The 20,635-nt window shown below is 45.7% G+C and carries 14 protein-coding genes; 7 read left to right on the plus strand and 7 right to left on the minus strand.

All coding sequences use genetic code 11. The features are described 5' to 3' along the window. Window positions 1–24 precede the first annotated feature (24 nt). The gene (gene typA / locus F7Y48_RS13990; RefSeq protein WP_046874152.1) at window positions 25–1,854 is read right to left on the minus strand and encodes a translational GTPase TypA; all 1,830 of its coding nucleotides are present in this window, start codon (window positions 1,852–1,854) and stop codon (window positions 25–27) included. 530 nt (window positions 1,855–2,384) lie between these two features. Here typA and glnA point away from each other — a divergent pair. The 6 genes from glnA (at window position 2,385) to add (ending at window position 11,013) form a co-directional block, all read left to right on the plus strand. Then, window positions 2,385–3,794, plus strand: coding sequence for a glutamate--ammonia ligase (gene glnA, locus F7Y48_RS13995; protein ID WP_005395023.1), 1,410 nt, complete (start codon window positions 2,385–2,387; stop codon window positions 3,792–3,794). 196 nt (window positions 3,795–3,990) lie between these two features. Then, entirely contained in the window at window positions 3,991–4,572 is a 582-nt protein-coding gene (locus tag F7Y48_RS14000; RefSeq protein ID WP_005395034.1) for a DUF4124 domain-containing protein, read from the plus strand. A 132-nt stretch (window positions 4,573–4,704) separates the two neighbouring features. After that, the gene (gene glnL, locus F7Y48_RS14005; protein ID WP_012841226.1) at window positions 4,705–5,751 is read left to right on the plus strand and encodes a nitrogen regulation protein NR(II); all 1,047 of its coding nucleotides are present in this window, start codon (window positions 4,705–4,707) and stop codon (window positions 5,749–5,751) included. Window positions 5,752–5,808: 57 nt separating this feature from the next. Further along, entirely contained in the window at window positions 5,809–7,212 is a 1,404-nt protein-coding gene (gene glnG / locus F7Y48_RS14010; protein WP_005395036.1) for a nitrogen regulation protein NR(I), read from the plus strand. A 102-nt stretch (window positions 7,213–7,314) separates the two neighbouring features. Then, entirely contained in the window at window positions 7,315–9,861 is a 2,547-nt protein-coding gene (locus tag F7Y48_RS14015; protein WP_258507151.1) for an EAL domain-containing protein, read from the plus strand. Between the two features lie 147 nt (window positions 9,862–10,008). Continuing rightward, window positions 10,009–11,013: an adenosine deaminase gene (add, locus tag F7Y48_RS14020; RefSeq protein WP_226421441.1), complete on the plus strand. Its 1,005-nt coding sequence runs from the start codon at window positions 10,009–10,011 to the stop codon at window positions 11,011–11,013. A gap of 68 nt (window positions 11,014–11,081) precedes the next feature. Here the strand turns inward: add and hemN are convergent, their stop codons facing one another. The 5 genes from hemN to F7Y48_RS14045 form a co-directional block, all read right to left on the minus strand. Further along, window positions 11,082–12,473 carry an oxygen-independent coproporphyrinogen III oxidase gene (hemN, locus tag F7Y48_RS14025; protein WP_005394456.1) on the minus strand — a complete coding sequence of 464 codons (1,392 nt, stop codon included), beginning with the start codon at window positions 12,471–12,473 and terminating at the stop codon, window positions 11,082–11,084. Window positions 12,474–12,657: 184 nt separating this feature from the next. Beyond that, the gene (locus F7Y48_RS14030; protein ID WP_005379254.1) at window positions 12,658–13,146 is read right to left on the minus strand and encodes a DUF2489 domain-containing protein; all 489 of its coding nucleotides are present in this window, start codon (window positions 13,144–13,146) and stop codon (window positions 12,658–12,660) included. A 7-nt stretch (window positions 13,147–13,153) separates the two neighbouring features. Continuing rightward, on the minus strand, window positions 13,154–13,696 hold the full coding sequence (gene yihI / locus F7Y48_RS14035; protein WP_005394455.1) for a Der GTPase-activating protein YihI: 543 nt from the start codon (window positions 13,694–13,696) through the stop codon (window positions 13,154–13,156). Then, on the minus strand, window positions 13,696–14,334 hold the full coding sequence (locus F7Y48_RS14040; protein WP_199803651.1) for a class I SAM-dependent methyltransferase: 639 nt from the start codon (window positions 14,332–14,334) through the stop codon (window positions 13,696–13,698). The genes yihI and F7Y48_RS14040 overlap by 1 nt, the downstream gene beginning before the upstream one ends. 839 nt (window positions 14,335–15,173) lie before the next feature. Then, window positions 15,174–15,791 carry a c-type cytochrome gene (locus F7Y48_RS14045; RefSeq protein ID WP_005379248.1) on the minus strand — a complete coding sequence of 206 codons (618 nt, stop codon included), beginning with the start codon at window positions 15,789–15,791 and terminating at the stop codon, window positions 15,174–15,176. Window positions 15,792–15,950: 159 nt separating this feature from the next. Between F7Y48_RS14045 and yihA the strand changes: the two genes are divergently transcribed. After that, window positions 15,951–16,610 carry a ribosome biogenesis GTP-binding protein YihA/YsxC gene (gene yihA / locus F7Y48_RS14050; RefSeq protein WP_005394452.1) on the plus strand — a complete coding sequence of 220 codons (660 nt, stop codon included), beginning with the start codon at window positions 15,951–15,953 and terminating at the stop codon, window positions 16,608–16,610. Between the two features lie 748 nt (window positions 16,611–17,358). Here the strand turns inward: yihA and polA are convergent. Then, window positions 17,359–20,145, minus strand: coding sequence for a DNA polymerase I (polA, locus tag F7Y48_RS14055; RefSeq protein WP_316684785.1), 2,787 nt, complete (start codon window positions 20,143–20,145; stop codon window positions 17,359–17,361). Window positions 20,146–20,635: the final 490 nt, after the last annotated feature.

The raw sequence follows: 20,635 nt of genomic DNA on the forward strand, positions 1-20,635 counted from the left end.
CTTAATTGAATCGCTTAACGAAAATTATTTCGCGCCACGAGAAGCACGTTTACGATCGCTTTCCGTTAGGAATTTCTTACGGATACGGATGCTTTCAGGTGTTACTTCTACTAGCTCGTCATCATCGATGAACTCAAGCGCTTGCTCTAGCGTCATGATGATTGGCGGAGTTAGAACCTGTGCGTCATCTGTACCAGATGCACGAACGTTGGTTAGCTGCTTACCTTTCAGTGCGTTTACTGTTAGGTCGTTGTCGCGGCTGTGAATACCGATAACCATGCCTTCGTAAACTTCCACACCGTGACCGATAAATAGACGACCACGTTCTTGAAGGTTGAACAGTGCGTTAGTTAGCGCTTTACCCGCAGCGTTAGCAATCAGAACACCGTTGATACGCTGACCGATGTTACCGCCTTTGTGTGGGCCGTAGTGGTCAAACGTATGGTATAGAAGACCAGAACCAGAAGTCAGTGTCATGAATTCCGTTTGGAAGCCGATCAGACCACGAGATGGCATGATGAAGTCCATACGTACACGGCCTTTACCGTCTGGAGCCATATCTTTCAGCTCACCTTTACGTAGGCCGATATTCTCCATGATACCGCCTTGGTGCTCTTCCATTACGTCGATGGTTACCGTTTCAAACGGTTCCATTAGCTGACCATCTTCTTCTTTGATGATTACTTCTGGACGAGATACGGCAAGCTCGAAGCCTTCACGACGCATGTTTTCGATCAGGATAGACAGGTGAAGCTCACCACGGCCTGATACGCGGAATTTGTCTGGATCGTCGGTTTGTTCAACGCGCAGTGCAACGTTGTGTACCAGTTCCTTCTCTAGACGCTCAAGGATGTTACGTGAAGTGACGAACTTACCTTCTTTACCAGCGAATGGAGACGTGTTTACTTGGAACGTCATGGTTACTGTTGGTTCATCAACAGACAGTGCTGGTAGTGCTTCTACTGCGTTTTGTGCACAGATAGTGTCAGAGATTTTAAGCTCGCCAAGACCAGTGATTGCAATGATATCACCCGCGTTAGCTTGCTCAACTTCGTGACGCTCTAGGCCTAGGTAGCCCATTACTGTGCCCACTTTACCGTTGCGAGTTTTGCCGTCTGCACCAACAACCGTTACTTGCTGGTTTGGCTTAACGCTACCACGAGTTACACGGCCAACGCCGATAACGCCAACGTAAGAGCTGTAATCCAACTGAGAGATTTGCATCTGTAGTGGACCATCTAGGTCAACTTCTGGTGCAGCTACTTCGCCAACAATAGTTTCGAATAGCGGTTCCATGTTCTCGCCAGTTTCGCCTTCTTCTAGAGAAGCCCAACCGTTAAGAGCAGAAGCGTAAACCACTTTAAAGTCTAACTGTTCGTCAGAAGCACCTAGGTTGTCGAATAGGTCGAACACTTGGTCCATAACCCAATCAGGACGTGCGCCAGGGCGGTCAATCTTGTTGATAACAACGATTGGTTTTAGACCATGAGCAAACGCTTTTTGTGTTACGAAACGCGTTTGAGGCATTGGACCATCAACCGCGTCAACGATAAGTAGTACAGAGTCTACCATCGACATGATACGTTCAACTTCGCCACCGAAGTCCGCGTGTCCCGGAGTATCTACGATGTTGATACGGTAATCGTTCCAGTCGATTGCTGTGTTTTTAGCAAGAATGGTAATACCGCGCTCTTTCTCGATGTCGTTCGAGTCCATGACTCGCTCTTCAGCTTCACCGCGAGACTCAAGCGTGCCTGATTGTTGTAGCAGCTTGTCAACCAACGTGGTTTTACCGTGGTCAACGTGCGCGATGATCGCGATATTTCTTAATTTATCAATCTGTGGAGTAGCCATGGATATTGATTCACTTAGATAGATGAAATGCCCCCACGCTGAGAACGGGTGCTCTCTGGCGACATTTGCTGATTAAAAAAACGGCCATAATGTACCAGATTTTAGCAAAAAGCCTAGAAATATGTGATCTACTCCCGAGCATTTCTGCGATTTTTACGCTTAATGCCCATTTTCTTCCTCAGAACGAATTGATTAAACGCAACTTTATTCCAATCGATGCATAATTCAAATTGACTCTTGCTCAAAAACTGGGCTGAATAAGCAATGCGCCTGTCACATTATGGTGCAATAATGATTTTCCGCACCACAATGGTGCGAGTAAAGATCATTTTGGTGCAATCATCTGCACCAAGCTAGCGCCAAAAAACACAATTGTTTGAAATTAATGGAATATTTTTTTTGGCACGGTTTTGGCTTTAGTTAAAACAGCATCGATTAATGAAAAGTCAAATTGATTAATCAATGCCAGGTTTCATGAATAATTCATAAATCGAGCTTTTACCGCTTATTAACACTGGAGGTTATCCAAGATGTCAGTAGAAAACGTTCTATCGCTGATCCAAGAAAACGAAGTTAAGTTTGTTGACCTACGCTTCACTGATACAAAAGGTAAAGAGCAGCACATTTCGATCCCTGCTCACCAAATCGACGCAGACTTCTTCGAAGAAGGTAAAATGTTCGATGGTTCATCAGTTGCTGGCTGGAAAGGTATCAACGAATCAGACATGGTAATGATGCCTGACGCATCTTCTGCTGTGCTTGACCCATTCACGGAAGACGCAACACTAAACATCCGTTGTGACATCTTAGAGCCGGCAACAATGCAAGGCTACGACCGTGACCCACGTTCTATCGCAAAACGCGCTGAAGACTTCATGCGCTCTACTGGCGTTGCAGATACTGTACTTATCGGTCCTGAGCCAGAATTCTTCCTATTTGACGACGTGAAATTCGCGACTGACATGTCAGGCTCTTTCTTCAAGATCGATGACGTAGAAGCAGCATGGAACACAGGTTCTGATTACGAAGAAGGTAACAAAGGTCACCGTCCAGGCGTTAAAGGTGGTTACTTCCCTGTAGCTCCAGTGGATTCATCTCAAGATATCCGTTCTGCTATGTGTCTAGTAATGGAAGAGATGGGTCTTGTTGTTGAAGCACACCACCACGAAGTGGCAACAGCGGGTCAAAACGAAATCGCAACTCGTTTCAACACGCTAACAACCAAAGCTGACGAAATCCAAATCTACAAGTACGTTGTACACAACGTTGCTCACGCGTTTGGTAAAACAGCGACGTTCATGCCTAAACCACTTGTTGGTGACAACGGTAGCGGTATGCACGTTCACCAATCTCTAGCGAAAGATGGTGTAAACCTATTTGCTGGTGACAAGTACGGCGGTCTATCTGAAATGGCGCTTTACTACATTGGCGGTATCATCAAACACGCTCGTGCAATCAACGCATTTGCTAACCCATCAACAAACTCGTACAAACGTCTTGTACCAGGCTTCGAAGCGCCAGTTATGCTTGCTTACTCTGCACGTAACCGCTCTGCTTCAATCCGTATCCCAGTGGTACCAAGCCCGAAAGCACGTCGTATCGAAGTTCGCTTTGGTGACCCAGCGGCTAACCCATACCTATGCTTTGCATCAATGCTAATGGCTGGTCTTGACGGTATTAAGAACAAGATCCACCCAGGCGAAGCAATGGATAAAGACCTTTACGATCTACCAGCAGAAGAAGCAGCAGAAATCCCAACGGTTGCATACTCACTGAAAGACGCACTAGCAGAGCTAGATGCTGACCGTGAATTCCTAACAGCGGGTGGTGTATTCTCTGACGACTTCATCGACTCTTACATCGAGCTGAAATCTCAGGACGTAGAGCGCGTGAACATGACAACTCACCCAGTTGAATTCGAACTTTACTACTCTGTATAAGGTCGACACTGTGTAAAATGTAAACACAGCAACAAAATATTAGGCTCGCCTCGCAGGCGGGCCTTTTTTGTATTCGTCAGTCAAGATTCGACGTTTAACATGAGGGGATAATAAAAATACGCTTGGGCTTTTTACCTTGTAGGTCAAAGAGCTAAGCCATTGAAACGTGAAATCATCGATCAAAAGAAGGTGAGCAATGAAAGTTCAGCTTATTCCATCGCTATGTGCTCTCAGCGGATTGTTAATCGCCTCCATCGCATCAGCGCAGGTTGCTTATACATGGGTAGATAAAAATGGCGTGGTTCATTTTAGTGATACGCCAAACCAAGGTGCAAAAGCCATCGCGCTGCCAAACCTTGAAGCCAGCGCACCCGCTCCTAAGGTAGAAAGCACGGAAACACTCGCCCCTCAGACCAAGCCATCGAAAGAGCCACAAGACAAGCCGGAAAAGAAAACCGATAAACCTCTCCCATTAAAGCTCTCGATGCTGACTCCTCAACATAACGAAACCATCCGCAGCAACCGAGGCATCATCAATATTCAACTGGAAACCAATCGCAAGCTTGGTATCGGCGAACAGTTGCAACTGCTGCTCGACGGAAAACCTTATGGTGCGCCCCAAAGCCATATGATGTGGCAGTTAAACAATATTGACCGAGGCACCCACACACTGGCCGTGCACGCGAAAAGAAGCGGCAAGCTTATTGCATCTACTAGCCCTATAACGGTGCATTTACATAGAGCAAGTGTTAAGCCGACCGTAAAAGGGGCAAAATAGAATATCTGGTGAAAAAAATAGCATCACTGCGGTGCTTTTCACTTTTTCTTCTGAGATTTATTCGCCATACTTAACGTTCAATTGCACCATTATTGTGCAGCGCACAATCTTAAAGCAAAACAAGGACGTAATGTGGATACCAGTCTTCCTAGTGCCATTCTCAACAACATGGTGACAGCAACGCTGATTCTTGATGATGGATTGGCTATCCGTTATGCCAATCCGGCTGCCGAGTTGCTGTTTTCTCAAAGCGCGAAACGTATTGTTGAACAATCGCTTTCTCAATTGATTCAACATGCGTCGCTAGATCTCGCGCTGCTCACTCAACCATTGCAAAGTGGCCAAAGCATCACCGACAGTGACGTCACTTTCGTTGTTGATGGCCGCCCCTTAATGCTAGAGGTGACAGTTAGCCCAATCACTTGGCAAAAACAACTGATGTTACTCGTCGAGATGCGCAAAATTGATCAACAGCGCCGACTCTCTCAAGAACTGAACCAGCACGCCCAGCAACAAGCGGCGAAACTGTTAGTCCGAGGGCTTGCACATGAGATCAAAAACCCGCTAGGTGGATTACGTGGTGCAGCACAATTGCTAGAAAAAATGCTGCCAGATCCCTCTCTCACCGAGTATACGCACATCATTATTGAGCAAGCCGACCGTTTAAGAGCGCTCGTTGATCGATTACTCGGGCCACAAAAGCCAGGTAAGAAGACACAAGAAAACTTGCATCAAATTCTGGAAAAGGTTCGCCAGTTGGTTGAATTAGAATCGCAACGTTCAATCGTGATTGAACGCGATTACGACCCGAGCTTGCCAGAAATTTTGATGGATGCGGACCAAATCGAACAGGCGATGCTTAATATCGTCAGTAATGCAGCGCAAATTCTTAGCCATCAAGAACACGGTAAAATCACCATTCGCACCAGAACGGTGCATCAAGCTAATATTCACGGCAAACGCTGTAAACTCGCTGCGCGTGTCGAAATCACAGACAACGGCCCAGGCATTCCACCGGAATTACAAGACACGCTGTTCTATCCCATGGTCAGTGGCCGCGAGGGAGGAACTGGCTTAGGGCTGTCTATTTCACAAAATTTGATCGACCAGCATAATGGAAAAATAGACGTAGAAAGCTGGCCTGGTCACACAACATTTACTATTTATTTGCCGATCTGATTGCGCTAATGGACTTCAAGTCGCATCAATTTTTCGGTTTGCTGCAAGGATTACTACATGAGTAAAGGATATGTTTGGGTCGTTGATGACGACAGTTCCATTCGCTGGGTGATGGAGAAAACGCTCTCCTCTGCCAACATAAAATGCGAAACCTATGCCGATGGGGAAAGCGTTTTGATGGCGCTCGAACGCGAAGTACCAGATGTGCTGGTATCGGACATTCGCATGCCGGGCATTGATGGATTAGAGCTGCTAAAACAAGTACAGCGCGATTACCCAGACCTTCCCGTGATTATCATGACCGCCCACTCGGATTTGGATGCGGCAGTGAATGCGTACCAAAAAGGCGCCTTTGAATACTTACCAAAACCTTTTGATATCGATGAAACCTTAACTCTGGTTGAACGAGCGATTGCACACAGTCACGAAAATAAACGTGAGCAACTCTCTCCAGAAGACATTCCTGCGGAAACGCCAGAAATCATCGGTGAAGCGCCAGCCATGCAAGAAGTATTTCGAGCCATTGGTCGTCTTTCTCGCTCCTCAATTTCAGTATTGATTAACGGTGAATCGGGCACGGGTAAAGAGCTCGTTGCTCATGCGTTGCACCGCCATAGTCCTCGCGCCAACAAACCTTTTATTGCACTCAATATGGCGGCGATTCCCAAAGATCTGATTGAGTCAGAGTTGTTTGGTCATGAAAAAGGGGCATTTACCGGGGCGAACAATGTTCGTCAGGGTCGATTCGAACAAGCCAATGGCGGCACCCTATTTTTAGACGAAATCGGTGACATGCCGTTAGATATTCAAACCCGTTTGCTGCGTGTTCTGGCCGACGGACAGTTTTATCGAGTGGGCGGTCACTCCCCAATCAGCGTCGACGTAAGGATTGTCGCGGCAACACACCAGAATTTAGAAAAGCTGGTGCATGAAGGCGATTTCCGTGAAGACTTATTCCATCGCTTGAACGTGATTCGAGTGCAGATTCCGGCATTGCGTGAACGTAAGCAAGACATCGAAAAACTTACGCAGCATTTTCTTATCCGAGCGGCTGATGAGCTGGGGGTCGAAACCAAAACTCTGCATCCGTCGACCGTTGAAATTCTTAACCGCCTTGATTGGCCGGGCAACGTGCGTCAATTAGAGAATATTTGCCGTTGGTTAACCGTCATGGCCAGTGGTAGCGAGGTATTGCCAAACGACTTACCAAGCGAACTGCTCGAAGAGAAAAAATCCATTTCGGACTCTGAGCATGGCAGCTGGCAAGAACAATTGGCGGATTGGGCACGTCAATCACTCGCGGCAGGAGATAAAGAACTGCTTTCTTATGCTTTACCAGAATTTGAGCGCATTTTATTAGAGGCCGCTTTGGAGCACACTAAAGGTCACAAGCAAGATGCCGCTAAAGTATTAGGCTGGGGGCGAAACACGCTTACCAGAAAATTAAAAGAATTGTACTGACAATCACTTACGTGGTGCGTTAACAACGAGAGTCGTTTGTCACTCGATATTAACAAAAATATCAGTACAATTGTGGCGCACCACCATCTATGTGATTAGGCAATGTCTACTGCTACGACTCAAATTACACTGCGTACCGCTGTTCTCATTCCATTTGTCATGATCTTCTTACTGGCGATCGGTGTCATTGTCTACGTCCAAAAGCAAAGCTACGAAGAAGTGGTCACAGATATCAGCGACAAACAACTTTCCGTGTTAACCGAAAGTGTCCACGACCACCTTAATAGCTATCTGCGCAAGCCGTTTACTGCGGTTATGGCTCTCGCGCATAACGTCAGCTATCACAACCTTTACCACCCTCACGATACCTCAGATATTCAAAGCTACCTGCTGAGTGCATTCAAAAACCTTTACCAATCGATACCGCAGTTGGATGTCATCGCATTTGGTTCAGAAAGCGGTGACTTTGCCGGGTTCCGCCGCGAGCTTTCCGACGATTACACCTTAATGGTTCAAGATCGATATACCGATGGTGATCTGATTATTTATGGCACCAACCATGTAAGTAATAGCATTCGAACGGTTATCTCTCCATACGACCCTCGCACTCGTCCATGGTATACGCCCGTCGCAGAGACTCAAACCTCGATGTGGTCTGAGATTTATACGAATGCCGATGAACGCCAGGATATTACGCTGTCAGCCATGACACCGGTGTATAAACACGACCAATTTGCTGGCGTGTTGGTGACAGACATTCGCATCAACACATTTAACGAATTTCTACGTGAGTTAAAATACAACACCAAAGCTTCGGTCTACATCATGGACCCAGAGCATCGTTTAATCGCTCACTCAGGCCCGGGAAGCGTCATCTCATGGGGTACAAAGTTTTCTGATAAAGGGCAGCGTTTGTTTGCGGCTGAAAACGCAGATCCGATCATCAAAATCAGTGCGAGCCGCGTTCGGTCGTTTGATCTCAACAATACTAAGCAACCTTACACCTTTTCATTTGAGCATGACGGCCAACGTATTTTCAGCCGACTAACCCCATACCGAGATCAAAACGGTTTAACATGGTTTATTGGCACCTCTATATCTGAATCCGAGTTGCTGGGTACATTGCCGAAAAGCCAACAAAAGAGTTGGCTAGTCGGGTTTATCGTCAGCTTATTTGGTATCGCCATCAGTTGGATCATTTTCAACCGAGTCACCAGGCCGATTAACGCGACGGCTGACGCCGCCCAACACCTTGCGAATGGCGATTGGGACAGCAGTATGCCAAAACCTGGTTATGTGTATGAGACAACGGTACTTGTGCATGCCTTTAATGAGATGACGAGTAACCTCAGAGCCTCATTTAAAGCGTTGCGTGAGCAGTTGGTTTATGACTCTCTGACACGCTTATACAGTCGTCAAGGCTTGGTCGAAATCTGTGAGAACCAATCTCACCTGTGCCACGGCAGTTTATTTTTACTTGGTATCAACAAATTTAGAGATATCAACGACAGTGTGGGTCATCATAACGGTGATCAACTGTTGGTCAGCATCGCAGAAAGGCTAAAACAAGAGTTTAGTGATAACGCGTTACTGGCTCGGATTGGTGGTGATGAGTTCGCAGTGTTTCTCTCAAACGCCGATACGGAAGCCAAAGTTAAACAAACCGAGCGTCGATTACAGCAACTCTTTTCCACCCCATTTATGGTGGAAGGTGAGAATGTAGTGATGAAGATTTCACTTGGCATTGTGCAAACCCAACCAAATGAAACCATGCCGCTGTGGCTTCGCAACGCCAGCATCGCATTAAGCTACGCCAAGCAAGACTCACTGACCGGTGTCTGTCATTACAGCCCTGAACTGGCAAGCGCTTCAAAGTTCCGCACCCAAATGCTGACTAAGATTCAAACTGGCATCGAAAACCAAGAGTTTGTCCCTCATTATCAACCTATTGTGGATCTCGCTAGTGGTAATGTGTGTGGCGCAGAAGCGCTGGCGCGCTGGCACAGTGACTCAGGAATGGTGTCACCATTAGATTTTATTCCAATCGCAGAAGAAAGCGGCATGATCAAAGCCATTGGCCAACAAATTCTGTTACAAGCTTGCCGCGATACATACCAAGCCATTCAAAGTAATCAGTGGCCATCAGACTTCCAACTACATGTGAACATCTCCGTTAATCAACTGTCCTGCCCTGATTTTGTCGATACGGTGACCAACGTATTGGATACCACGAAATTACCCGCCAGTAATCTAACACTGGAGATCACCGAGTCGCGCATTATTGATAGCGCACCAACCACGCTGGAAAATATGACCAAACTGCGTGATATGGGGATTGGTATCGCGATCGATGATTTCGGTACCGGTTACTCATCACTGGGTTATCTTCACTCACTGCCATTTACTTGTTTGAAGATTGATCGCACCTTCATCAATCAACTCACGCAAGAAAACTTAGACAGTTCGGTCGTTGCTGCGGTCATCAATATCACCGCAGGCCTCAAAACCAATGTCGTCGCAGAAGGCGTAGAGGATAGCAATCAAGCACAATTACTGCGCTCTTTAGGCTGCAACCAAGTGCAAGGCTTCTATTACAGTCGTCCAATGCCACTAGAAGAGTGGCCAACACATTTGGTTAACATGAAGTAGAAAAGAGCGAGAATCGTTGATTTCCTAGTCATCCTCTACTGACAATCTACCTAACTGTTATTTATACTTAACTGCAAATCTTACCCATGTATTGTCACAGATGATGTTTGGGCCCTGTTCCAGTTCATAACTATCCGGATCGACATAATGATAACGAAGAACCTTCCTCTTACTGATTTGCACCGCCACCTAGACGGTAACATTCGTACTAAAACGATTCTTGAGCTTGGCCAAAAATTTGGTATTGCTCTGCCAGCGTACGATATTGAGTCTCTAACTCCTCACGTTCAAATTGTCGAAGCGGAACCCTCTCTTGTTGCTTTCCTTTCTAAGCTCGACTGGGGTGTTGCGGTACTGGGCGACCTAGATGCATGTCGTCGTGTGGCGTACGAAAACGTAGAAGACGCACTAAACGCTCAAATCGATTACACTGAACTGCGTTTCTCACCATACTACATGGCAATGAAACACAAGTTACCAGTAGCGGGTGTTGTTGAAGCAGTCGTGGACGGCGTGCAAGCGGGTATGCGCGATTTTGGCGTGAAAGCCAACCTGATCGGCATCATGAGCCGCACATTTGGCACCGACGCGTGCCAACAAGAACTGGACGGCATTCTGAGCCAAAAAGATCACATCGTTGCCGTCGACTTGGCGGGTGACGAACTGGGCCAACCGGGTGATCGCTTTGTATCTCACTTCAAGCAAGTACGCGATGCTGGCCTTGGGGTAACGGTTCATGCTGGTGAAGCAGCAGGTGCAGAGAGCATGTGGCAAGCAATCAATGAGCTGGGCGCAACTCGTATCGGCCACGGCGTAAAAGCGATCCACGATCCAAAACTGATGGATTACCTAGCAGAAAACCGCATTGGTATTGAGTCTTGCCTAACATCAAACTACCAAACAAGTACGGTAGAAACGTTAGAAAACCACCCTCTCAAACAGTTCCTAGAGCATGGCGTTCTTGCGTGTCTGAACACTGACGATCCAGCGGTAGAAGGCATCGAACTGCCATACGAATACGAAGTAGCGGCACCAGCAGCTGGTCTGAGCCAAGACCAGATTCGCCAAGCACAAATCAATGGTCTTGAGATTGCTTTCCTTTCAGAAGCAGAAAAAGCGGAACTGAAAGCAAAAGTAAAAGATCGCGCTTAAATCCAGCGAAAACATAAAAAATGCCAGCATCTGCTGGCATTTTTTATATCTTGAATCGGCGTCTATGATTAGATAACACGAGAGAATTGTTGCTGACGCGCCTTCGCTCGCAGGTACTTATCGAAGCTCATACAAATATTACGGATCAGCAAACGACCTCGCAGCGTCACACGAATTTCATTGTCATCCACTTCCACCAGCTCATCGTTGATGAAGGTCTGAAGTAGCTGCAAGTCTTCTTTAAAGTACTGATCAAACTTCACTTTAAACTCAGACTCGATCGCTTTCTTGTCTAGTTTAAAATTACAAATCAGCTGCTTGATCACTTCGCGACGTAGCAAATCATCAGAGTCCAGCGAGACCCCTTTCCACAGTGCGTGACGAAGTTCGTTGACTTGAGCGTAGTATTTCTTCAGCTCTTTCTGGTTTTGCGCGTATGCATCGCCGATCATCGAGATTGCAGAGACACCAAAGCCAACCAAATCACATTCACCTTGTGTGGTGTAGCCTTGGAAGTTGCGATGCAAAATACCTTCGCGCTGAGCAACGGCAAGTTCGTCATCAGGCAATGCAAAATGGTCCATACCGATGAACTGGTAGCCAGCACCAGTCAGTGTCGCGATGGTGTCTTGCAGAATCGCCATCTTCTCTTCTGCTTTAGGCAGATCTTCGTCTTTAATCTTACGCTGCGCTGCAAATAGCTGTGGCATGTGCGCGTAGTTAAACACGGATAGACGGCCCGGCTGCATTTCCAGTACTTGTTCTAACGTCTTGGCAAAAGAGGCTTTGGTTTGCTTTGGCAAGCCGTAGATCAGATCTAGGTTTGTCGAACGGAAACCCAACTCTTTTGCGCGCGCAACCATCGCAAAGATGAACTCTTCATCTTGCTCACGGTTCACCAGTTTTTGCACTTCTTTGTTGAAGTCCTGAACACCGATGCTCAAGCGGTTAAAGCCTTCGCTACGCAGGTGATCCAGCATGGTGATCTGAATTTCACGCGGGTCAACTTCGATACTGATTTCAGCATCACTGCTAAAGGTAAACTCTTGGCGCAACAGGCTCATTACGCGTGTAATTTGCTTTTCAGAAAGGAACGTTGGCGTACCACCACCAAAGTGCAATTGCGTTACCGTTCTGCCCACCAATAAGGCTGCACGTTGACGAATCTCATGCTCAAGCACATCGAGGTATTCGTCCGCTTTGTGCGAGTGGCGCGTGATGACTTTATTACAACCACAGTAGTAACAAAGCTTGTGACAGAACGGAATGTGCACGTACAGCGATAATGGGCGGTCTGGGTACTGAGTGCATGCCATATCATAATCAGAAATGGTGAACGCTTCATGGAACTCCAGCGCCGTTGGGTACGACGTGTAGCGAGGACCGGAATAGTTGTACTTATCCAATACCGCTTGATCCCAGACGATTTGCTGCTTCGATTCAGTGTGTTGATTCGACATGGTGGTACTTTCCGTTAAATGCTAGGGCAACGAAAGCCGTCACCCGATATTCAGAGCCGCTATTTTGCCATACGACGATGACAAGCGTGGCAACGCCGACTGGCTTTTTAATTATAAAACTAAAGAAGTGCTAGCGTGATCACGATACCCCCAACAGTCATAAGGAAACCATTGGGGGTAACTATTAAATCATCTGAATATTGATTTGATTATTCAGTGGCTGGACGTTTTTCTGCAACACTTTGAGCTCCTCAATAATCGCGTCAGTGAGGCGGCTTTCCGCTTTATGACGCGTCAAGTTCTGTTGCATACGCTCTTTCTTGGCAAGTTGTTGGCGTTCTTCACCACGCGCCATATCTTTCACGATATGGTAAAGCTCAGAAATTGCAGGGTACGTTTTATCGAAATCGACACGGTCTTCACCTTGTACATAATCCATGATGTTATACACACGAATACTGATTTCAGATAAATCGCATTGGCCTTGAATACCCGCCTGACACAAGGTATGCACATTCTCAAAAATGTTGGCGTTACGTTTATCTATCGCCAATTTTTGATGCTTTAGCTGCAATTCCTTTTGCTTTTTCAATTGAAGCAGAAGGTAACCTGCATAAGAAGCAAGTGCGATGATAATCACAACACCAGCAATAGCTAATAAGGTTACATTCATAGCTTAATTATCCTTTGTAGTCGTCGAAGTTAATGTCGTCGAAATCTGCCAGCAAGTCATCATCATTGCGCGTGCTTTTCTCAGCAGGAGCAGTGAAGTCTTCCTCTTCTTCAGGTTCCAACAAACCTAGTTGGTCCATTAGCTTCTCAATGCGGTCGAGCTTCTCATCGACGTATTTCTGTAGACCTGTGCCTAGGTTTTCACCCGCTTCAATACGGTCTAGCAACACGTTCAATTGCGCGTCATTTTCTAGCATCTCTAGTTCTTGCTCTGCCGACAAACGACGCTCTTGCTTCGTCATTTTCTTCGCAGGCTCAACAACCAGAGGAATTTTCTTTTTACTGCCTAAACGCGGGTCGCGGTTTTGTGCAGCAGCTTGCTTTTTCTGCTCGTTAACTTCTGAGTTACGGTTACCCGTTTTCAAGCCTTTGCGCTTTTTAGCACGCTTGCGTAGGCGGCCTTCCACATCAGACTCTGTACGGTTACGAGTTACAACAAACTCAGGTGCGCCAGCGGCACCTGGCTTTCTAGATTTTTTACTACGGCTCATTACTGGGGTTTCCTCAGTAAAATTACATCATTACCAATAAATTCGAGTTCGAGCTTATCCCGCTCTGCTAGGAACTGGAACGTGTCACGACTAAAGAACACTACATGAGTGAGATCGTTCTTATAATGCCATGATTTGAAAGCCTCCACATCGATGACCATTTTCGTCATCAGGCCTATCCAGCCCCCTGGCTTAACTAAATTCAACCATTGCTTCCACACCAAATCTGGGTGGTAGAGGTGCTCTATCACCTCTGTTGCTGTCATGAAGTCATACGTTTTATCTAAAACCGACGTATCAGGGTGGTAGTAGAGATCGTACAACGCCATGTTGTGCCCCGCCTCTTCCAGCATCAAGGAGAGCGTTGGGCCAGGACCACAACCAAAGTCGATACCATTTGATTGTGGAGAAATTCGCTCTGTGATCGGGTCAGCAATACGCGACAAAAAGCGTCGGTAACCTAAATCTTCAGGGTTGTTCTCATGCAAATCATAGTGAGCTTTTTCGGTTTCCGCATCCAAACGTTGGTCTGGATTCACGAACACCAAACAGCACTGCTCACATTGAAGATATTCACGTCGCTTATCTTCAAAATAGTGGTGAGTACGCTGATTTTGGCATAAAGGACAGGTATGCATGCTGACTTCCTCAAACAGGGATGCGAAACATACCAGAAAGTGAACTCAGATTGGAGTGTTGCTGAGCATTTTTTCAGCAATTTTTGTTAAAAAACTTTGTTTACAACCTATAAAGCTAAATAAGTGCAGTAATCTCAATTCAAGTTACGACTGAGCAAGTCAACGGATATAAAAAAAGCGACAGTCAGACTGTCGCTTTCTAAGTGCCATCAATTGGCGAAACTGTGTTGCACGCATTTGGTGCATCAATGTTCCCTTTGTTTTTCGAGCTTTCCCTGCCAAAAAGAGTTGTTTTTCATCTTCCTGATGAGTTTTGGCTATCCGTTTACTTCCTGTCTACTGAGCAACTTCCTGTGCCTGATCCGTTTCACTGTCTTAACCGTCAGACGAGATGACCATCCTTATCTGATAGGCTCCCTACCTATCTAAATCCCTTTCTAAATCACCAAGCATCCGAGCTACATCCTTGGAGACCTAAACCGTGGTCTTAAATCCTTACATTCACCCCCCTGTGAACAACTTCTACTTTACGCCATCCCGCGGTGCTCACAAGTAATGGGTTGAAAAAATAATCCGCCTATTTTTCTAAAACATCAAAATTATCATTTAATCAAAAACTTAAAAACACCAACAAGAAAAAGCCAACATCAAGTATGGCAAATGTCTCACAAACTACCGAGCTAACTATCGCTTTCGAACTCAAAGTCGACTGTGATATTTGTCACGAACAAAAATGCCCTAGCGAATTCACTAGGGCATTTTTGTATAAGTTGCTCGAACGATGTAGGGACATCTACCCAACCAGCTCAAGATGCAGGATCTTGAGCGATTTAGGTATATTAGTGCAGACCGCCAACGTATTTAGACAGCACTTCGATATCTTCGTCTGTCATTTTCTTCGCGATGTCGCGCATCATGGCATTCATATCATTACCACGGTCGCCATCACGGAATTTTTCTAGCTGAGCTTTGATGTAGTCAGCATGCTGACCAGAAATTTTCGGGAAACCTGAAAGCTCAGTACCATTGCCACGAGGACCATGACATGCAATACATGCGGTTAGGCCACGCTCGGCATCACCAGCGGTATAAAGCGTTTTGCCTTTTGCTACCACATCTTCAGGTGTTGAGTTTTCTGAAACTGGTAGCGAAGCGTAGTAAGCAGATAGGTCTGCGATATCTTCATCGCTCAGTGGCATTGCCATACCACTCATTACAGGATCGTAACGACCTTGTTTACCACCACTTGTCATGCCTAGCTTAAGTTCTTTTAACTGCTTCTCAAGATACTTAGCGTGTTGGCCTGCGAGTTTCGGGTACGTTGTTATTGCACTGTTGCCATCTGCTCCGTGACAGGCGACACAGGTTTGTGATTTTGCTTTACCAGCCTCAATATTACCTTGGGCCCATACTGAGCAACTGGCTAAAAGACTCAAAATTAGCGCTAATTTCTTCATGACATTCCATTATAATTATCAAGCTTCCAGTACCACGGAATGTGAACATACCGCGTACACTCATGGTACAATAGGCGACCTTATGCCGAGCACGGTTATTTTACACATTTTCACAAAAAAGTAATCAATCGACTACACAAAGTCGAGATGGAGTTAACAGTGAGCGTAAAAATTCATTACCAAAATACGCATTTCATCACCAGCGCACCCGATATTCGTCACCTACCGGAAGACGAAGGTGTCGAAATTGCGTTTGCAGGACGCTCAAACGCTGGTAAATCGAGTGCACTTAACCGTCTAACTAATCAAAAAAGCTTAGCCAAGACATCAAAGACACCTGGTCGTACGCAATTAATCAACCTTTTCAAAGTAGAAGAAGGTTGTCACATTGTCGATCTACCTGGATACGGTTTTGCTCAAGTACCGGTAGAGATGAAAAACAAATGGCAGAAATCTTTAGGTGAATACCTACAGAAACGCGAGTGCCTAAAAGGCTTAGTGGTTCTGATGGACATTCGTCATCCAATGAAAGATCTCGACCAGCAAATGATTTTCTGGGCCATCGATAGCCACATTCCTGTGCAAGTTTTGCTAACCAAAGCAGATAAACTAAAAAGTGGCGCACGCAAACAAACCCTGCTGAAAGTTCGCAAACAGGTGGAAACTTTCGGTGGCGACGTTTCCGTTGATGTGTTCTCTTCCCTTAAAGGGTTAGGCGTTGATCAGCTGCGCGCAAAACTGGATACCTGGTTTGCACCGGCGCTCGCACACCTGATAGAAGAAGGCGAACTGGATACCCCAGCAAGCGACGAAGAATAATTAACAATATTTGTTAAATTTTTTCGAAACGGCCCTACCATTTGGTGGGGCTTTTGTTTATCTGAGCTAAATAACAGGCAATAAAAATCCCCACCTTCCTGGCAGGGATAACGGGAGAGAAAAATTGGTAATTATTGTTATGTGACGAAGCATTGCTGAACTATCGGATGATTTCAATAGCTTAAAAAGCCGCCTAACTTTAGCCTTCGCTTAATTAACTCACAACCATAACCAATAAAGAAAATACAATTCAACAAGTTAGACAGAAACCTACCCATTTCCCCTTCAACTTAGTTTCCTTCAAGAAAAAATCATAGTGTGATTGGTATAAATTTACAGACTGAATAGTTTGCGAGTTTTTGAAGAAAATTGGAGTGTAGACAATAGGTTAAAGATGGGAGAAATATAAAGACAAGTCATTACCAACCCAACACATTGAACAAAAAGAAAAATTTTCTTTCGCCCAATAAAAAACGCCCCAGTCAAAATCTGACTGGGGCGGCTGAATCAGCCTAATCCAATAACGTGAAACAAAAGGTCTGAAAGATAGAACATCTTACCTCTGTACCCTACGAGTATTAATGTACAACAATTGGTCAGAATTGCAAAGAATTTTTGTAGTTTTTTTTCATGAAATTTTTATTAAGCAACATCAAAGTTAACTTTACGCTAGCTTTTTTAATCGCAAAAAAAAGCCAGCGTTTGTGCGCTGGCTCATAATTAATTGGTTATTTTGGTCTAAAAGTGACTAATGAGCTTGATCCCAGTTGTCACCGTGCCCTGCCTCTGCAACCAATGGTACTTTTAGCTCTGCTGCAGATTCCATCAATTTCTGTACTTTACTTTCAATTTCGGACAATGATGACTCTTCAACTTCAAAGACCAATTCATCGTGTACTTGCATTAACAACTTCACACGGCCATTGCCTTCTTCCTGAATCCACTGATCAACCAACAGCATCGCTTTCTTAATGATGTCCGCAGCTGTACCTTGCATCGGTGCGTTGATTGCCGCACGTTCAGCAGCTTTACGACGCATCCCGTTGCGCGATTTGATTTCTGGTAAATGCAAACGTCGACCAAAAATCGTTTCAACATAGCCCTTATCTGCAGCCGTGCTGCGCGTGTCTTCCATGTACTGCATAACGCCAGGGTAACGCTCAAAGTATTTATCCATGTAGGCTTGTGCTTCGCCGCGAGGGATACCAAGCTGCTTCGCCAAACCAAATGCACTCATGCCATAGATAAGCCCGAAGTTAACGGCTTTAGCACGACGACGCTGCTCGCTCGATACTTGTTCAATATCCAGACCCATAATTTCTGCCGCAGTTGCCGCGTGAATGTCTTTACCATCACGGAAGGCATCTAATAACGCTTGGTCGCCAGAAAGGTGAGCCATGATGCGCAGTTCGATTTGCGAGTAGTCGACCGCTAAGATCTTATGCCCAGATGGTGCGACAAACGCTTGGCGAATACGACGGCCGGCTTCGTTACGAATTGGAATGTTTTGTAAGTTCGGATCGGTAGAAGATAGACGACCTGTTGCGGTTACTGCTTGATGGTAAGAAGTATGCACACGCCCTGTTGTTGGGTTGATCATCTTCGGCAGCTTGTCCGTGTACGTCGATTTAAGCTTCGCCAAACCGCGATATTCCAAAATCAATTTTGGCAGTGGGTAATCTAAGGCAAGCTCTTGTAGCACTTCTTCATTCGTCGATGGTGTACCTGATGGCGTTTTCTTCACCACCGGTAAACCCATTTTTTCAAATAGGATGGCTTGTAATTGCTTTGGCGAGTTCATGTTGAACTCTTGCTCTGCAATTTCATACGCTTTCTTTTCAAGCTCATCAAGGCGAGCGGTAATCTCTACCGACTGCGCACTCAGCTTCATTTCGTCAATAAAGACCCCGGTGCGTTCAATGCGCGAAAGAACTGGCACCAACGGCATTTCAATCTCTTCGTACACTGTCTTCAGGCTTTCATCCTGCTCGATATTCGCAAACAAGCGATTGTGCAGACGAAGGGTCACATCCGCATCTTCTGCCGCGTATGGCGATGCTTGTTCCAACTCGATTTGGTTAAACGTAAGCTGATTTTTGCCTTTACCTGCAATTTGCTCAAAAGAAATGCAACTATGCTGTAGGAAGCGCAGCGCCAAGCTGTCCATATCGTGTTTACCGCCGACACTGTTGTAAATGTACGATTCCAACATCGTGTCGTGCTTGATACCTTTTAGCTCAATATCATAACGAGCCAATACAGACGCATCATACTTTAAGTTTTGACCAACTTTTGCTTTCGCTGCATCTTCAAGAATTGGCTTAAGCTGTCCTAGAACCCAATCACGATCAAGCTGTTCAGGTGCATCTAGGTAGTCATGTGCAACAGGCACATAAGCGGCAATGCCTTCATCGACAGCGAATGACAAACCAACCAGGTTCGCTAGCATGTAATCTAGGTTGTCGGTTTCCGTATCAAACGCAAACAACTCGGCCGTTTGAAGTTTGTCTAGCCACGCATTGAAGGTTTCTTCATCCAGAATCGTTTCATATTGGCTGCGGTCGATTGTCACTGCGGAAGTTTCCATCTCGGCATGAGAAGCAGAGGCTTGAGCAGAGCCAGCAAGCTCAACAGCTTCTACCGACCCAGAACCGCCTTCAAGTAGTTCGTTCAACCAAGATTTAAACGTCAGTTGGCCATACAGCTTCACTAGTTCGTCTTTATTTGGTTCCGCTTTCAGCAGTGATTCTGGCGTTTCTTCAAGTTCAACATCCAATTTAATGGTCGCGAGCTCGTACGACAGCATGGCATTTTCTTTGTTGTCGATGAGCTTCTTCGCCATGGTTTTAGAACCACGGAAACCGAGCGCAGCAATGTCATCGAGATTTTCATACAGCTTAGTCAGACCGCCAATATCTTGCAGTAGTGCGGTCGCTGTTTTATCACCCACGCCTGGCACACCAGGGATGTTATCTACTTTATCGCCCATCAGCGCTAGGTAGTCGATGATTAACTCAGGTGGAATGCCAAACTTTTCAACCACACCTTCACGATCCATCACGACGTTCGTCATGGTGTTGATCAGGGTAATATTATCATCCACCAACTGCGCCATGTCTTTATCACCAGTACTGATCAATACAGGCATGCCCTTTTGTGATGCTTGATGCGCCAACGTACCAATGACGTCATCCGCTTCGACACCAGGAACACAGATCAGTGGTAAACCCATCGCGCGAATAACATTGTGCAATGGTTCAATTTGGCAACGCAGATCATCCGGCATTGGCGGACGATTAGCTTTGTATTCTGCATACATATCATCACGGAAGGTTTTTCCCTTCGCATCGAAAACCACCGCGATGCGCTCAGACGCAAACTGACGCATCATGCTGCGTAACATGTTCACGACACCGTAAACGGCATTAGTTGGAATTTCACCATTGCTCATGGTGCCCGGGTAGGCGTGAAAAGCGCGATATAGGTAAGAAGAGCCGTCGATAAGGATCAACGGATTTTCAGGAATACTTGCCATAATTGTCTGTATCCAATTCAGTACTTGAGAGATCTGCCTAGGATGCCATGACTGCTGATCCGAATCTATCTTGTTCGCTCGATCTAGGTCGCGTAAATTTTTCGATTTTATTCACGAAGACAACCTCACCCTGTGGATAACTCTGTTTATAGAAATTATCCACTGGTTATCCAATGATAGAAAACACAAAAAACACACAAGGTAAGCTATTGTTTTTAAATATTTATTTTATAAAACGGCGAGAAGATCAACGATCCTTAAATGATCATCGTGTGTGGAAAAAATACGAATAGTGACGTCAAATAGAAATCGTAGAAAAGAAAAAAGCGACCCGAATGGGGTCGCCTAGCAGAAGTGGTAAAGCAAATTCTGTAAATAGAGCAGCTTAACCAAGAAGCTATAAATTACACTGGAAGCAATGTGAGCAATGTCGTGTCAAAAAGAATTCGTGCAAGTTCTCGGAAAAATGTTTCATCACTTCTCAACTTTC

Origin of the sequence: Vibrio sp. 2-1-2a (genome assembly GCF_032648565.1) — a bacterium.
In the GTDB taxonomy this organism is placed as follows: Bacteria; Pseudomonadota; Gammaproteobacteria; order Enterobacterales; family Vibrionaceae; genus Vibrio; species Vibrio diabolicus.